Source organism: Frateuria defendens (genome assembly GCF_001182895.1).
Classification (GTDB): domain Bacteria; phylum Pseudomonadota; class Gammaproteobacteria; order Xanthomonadales; family Rhodanobacteraceae; genus Frateuria_B; species Frateuria_B defendens.
The window spans coordinates 1-3,097 of sequence record NZ_LFQR01000105.1 but is presented as its reverse complement, the minus strand read 5'-3'; the positions used below and the strand labels follow the sequence as shown (position 1 = coordinate 3,097).

Sequence of the window (3,097 nt, the reverse complement as noted above, 5' to 3'; positions counted from 1 at the left end):
CTCTTGGACAAGCAAAGAAAGTAGCTCGCTCATCGGCAGATGAGCGAAACCCCCGGCCAACGGCCGGCCAGATCGCGCCAATGTTTCGCTTCAAAAAGCCCAGCGCGGCGCTGGGTGACCCGCTTCGCTGTTGTGAAGCGCCTCCGGTCTACGCAGGAACGACGAGCAAGAGCGGAGTCGCTGCGTTCCCGGTACCCATGGCTACCGCAAGACGCGCTCCATGGCTCCAGCGCGTCGGCAGCAAAATCGGGAGCCGGCGCTGAGGCGCCAGGAGGGGCCGATGACGAAATAAGGCGGAGCCCGAGGGCTCCCCCCCTTTCCTTTGGGACGGGCTGGGCGGGGCGCAGGAGTCAGGGCGACACCGCGGCGCGCTGGCGCCGCTGCATCAGCCAGCCGCCCACGCAGATGCCGGCCACCAGCAGCGCGTCGAGCGCGTAGCGCGTCCACGGCCGCAGGTCGAACCAGTCGTGCACCAGCCGGTCGTGCGCGATCATGCGCGCCGCAGTCCAGGCGATCAGGCCGGCGCCGATGTAGACGATGACGGGGAAGCGCTCGATCAGCTTGAGGATCAGCGTGGAGCCCCACACCACCAGCGGCACGCTGATCAGCAGGCCGATGACCACCAGCCCCAGGTGGCCCTTGGAAGCGCCGGCGATGGCGAGCACGTTGTCCAGCCCCATCAGCGCGTCGGCCACGACGATGGTGCGCAGCGCCGACCAGAAGTTGTCCGCGGCGCTGATGTCCGGCCCCTTGTCCTCGTGCTTGAGCAGCTTCCAGGCGATCGGCAGCAGCAGCAGGCCGCCGGCCAGCATCAGGCCGGGCAGCTTGAGCAGGTAGACCACCGCGGTGGTCAGCGCCACGCGCACGGCGACCGCGCCGAAGGTGCCCCAGAACACGGCCTTCTTCTGCAGCGACTTGGGCAGGTTGCGCGCAGCCAGCGCGATCACGATGGCGTTGTCGCCGGCGAGCACGAGGTCGAGCAGGACGATGGCCAGCAGGCCGGAGAGGAAATCGGTGGTCAGCGACATAGTGGGTTCCAGCGCGCCGGACTCGAGCGACGACGGCGGGCGGCGCGCGGCCCGCGGTCATCGCAAAAGTCTCGTTCGCAGGCCTGAGGCCGCCGCGACGCCCGGGGCGTGTGCGCCCGTGATGACGATCGTCGCGCGGAACCGGCCGGGCCGGCTCCGGAACTACTCCCCTTTGGGATGGAATAGCGCGACCATTGTCCCCGCCCGCGCCGGAAGGGGTCAAGCGGCGGCACTGCTGCGCGGCGTGCGGCGTGGCTAGAATCGCGCCTTTCTTTACCCCCGTACCGCGAGAGAGCTGCATGAGTGCCCACGACATCCGCTCCGCCCTGCGCCCCGACCCCGACCAGCCGATGGTCGACATCGCCGACTACGTGATCGACCACGCGATCGACTCGAAGGAGGCCTACGACACTGCGCGCTACATGCTGCTCGACTCGCTGGGCACCGCCATGCTGGCGATGAAGTTCCCCGAGTGCGTGAAGCACCTGGGGCCGGTGGTGCCTGGCGCCACGCTGCCCGGCGGCGCGCGCGTGCCGGGCACCAGCCACGAGCTGGACCCGGTGCAGGCGGCCTTCGCCATCGGCACGCAGATCCGCTGGCTGGATTTCAACGACACCTGGCTGGCGGCGGAGTGGGGCCACCCCTCCGACAACCTCGGCGCCATCCTCGCCGTGGCCGACTACCTGAGCCGCAAGGCCGAGCGCGAGGGCGGCACGCCGTTCACCGTGCGCGACGTGCTGGGCTACGCCATCAAGGCCCACGAGATCCAGGGCGGCTACGCGCTCAGGAACAGCTTCAACCGCGTCGGCCAGGACCACGTGATCCTGGTGCGCCTGGCCTCCACCGCGGTGGCCGCCGCCATGCTGGGCGGCAGCAAGGAGCAGATCGTCGCCGCCGTCTCGCACAGCTGGATCGACAACGGCGCCCTGCGCACCTACCGTCACGCACCCAACACCGGGCCGCGCAAGAGCTGGGCCGCGGGCGACGCCTGCCGCCGGGCGGTCACCCACGCCATCAATGCGGTGTACCGCGGCGTGGAGGGCTACCCCTCGGCGCTGTCGGCCAAGACCTGGGGCTATTACGACGCGGCCTTCGGCGGCAAGCCGTTCGAGTTCGAGCGGCCGCTGGGCAGCTACGTGATGGAGAACGTGCTGTTCAAGATCAGCTTCCCCGCCGAGTTCCACGCCCAGACCGCGGTGGAGGCGGCGATGGCGCTGCACGGCGAGGTCGCCGGCAAGCTCGACCAGATCGAGAGGGTGGTGATCGAGACCCAGGAAGCCGGCTGCCGCATCATCGACAAGACTGGCCCGCTGGCCAACTACGCCGACCGCGACCATTGCATCCAGTACATGGTGGCCGTGCCGCTGATCTTCGGCCGGCTCACCGCGGGGGACTACGGCGACGAGGTGGCCGCCGACCCGCGCATCGATGCGCTGCGCGCCCGGACCGAGGTGCGCGAGAACCCGCAGTTCACCCAGGACTATTTCGACCCTGGCAAGCGCTACATCGGCAATGCGGTGCAGGTGTTCTTCAAGGACGGCACCAGCACGGCGAAGATCTCGGTGGATTTCCCGATCGGGCACCGTAAGCGCCGCGCCGAAGGCATCCCGGTGCTGCTGAGGAAATTCGAGGGCGCCCTGCGCGGCCACTTGCCCGCGCACCGGGTCAAGGCCATCCTCGAGCTCGCTGCCGATCCGGCGCGGCTGGACGCCACGCCGGTGCACCAGCTGCTGGGGCTCTTCACATTGTAAAGATGTTGTTATTGGGTAAAGTGTGGCTGTTGCACTGGCAGCGCCCGGCTTCCTGCCGCAGGATGGCGAGCAGGTGCCTCCAGCCTGGCAGTCGGGGCGCCGGACCAATCCAACAAGCAAGAAACTTGCGAAGGAGACACCTGATGAAACGTAAGGGCATTTATGTGCTGATTGCCTTGGCCCTAGGGGGCGTAGGTGCCGTTCACGCACAGGAGGCGACGAGCCCGGGATACGACGGCCGCTGGTACATCGCGCCGACCGTCGGCGGCTACTACAACGACACGGACCGCAACACGAACAGCCGTCAGGTGTACTACG

General features: G+C 68.5%; 2 protein-coding genes and 1 pseudogene. 2 read left to right on the top strand and 1 reads right to left on the bottom strand.

From position 1 onward, the window contains the following. Positions 1 to 350: 350 nt before the first annotated feature. Complete coding sequence (locus ACH65_RS14205; protein ID WP_049623270.1) at positions 351 to 1,028, bottom strand: TerC family protein; 678 nt, start codon at positions 1,026 to 1,028, stop codon at positions 351 to 353. Between the two features lie 299 nt (positions 1,029 to 1,327). Between ACH65_RS14205 and ACH65_RS14200 the strand changes: the two genes are divergently transcribed. Beyond that, positions 1,328 to 2,779 (top strand): bifunctional 2-methylcitrate dehydratase/aconitate hydratase, encoded by a 1,452-nt coding sequence (locus tag ACH65_RS14200; RefSeq protein ID WP_049623269.1) that lies wholly within the window; start codon positions 1,328 to 1,330, stop codon positions 2,777 to 2,779. Positions 2,780 to 2,922: 143 nt separating this feature from the next. After that, positions 2,923 to 3,097 (top strand): annotated as a pseudogene (locus tag ACH65_RS19955) (OmpA family protein); the annotation flags it as partial.

What these genes read in the sequence shown, in the direction of transcription:
- ACH65_RS14205 (WP_049623270.1), bottom strand. Translation starts at nt 1,028, where the DNA reads ATGTCGCTGACCACCGATTTCCTCTCCGGCCTGCTGGCCATCGTCCTG.
- ACH65_RS14200 (WP_049623269.1), top strand. Translation starts at nt 1,328, where the DNA reads ATGAGTGCCCACGACATCCGCTCCGCCCTGCGCCCCGACCCCGACCAG.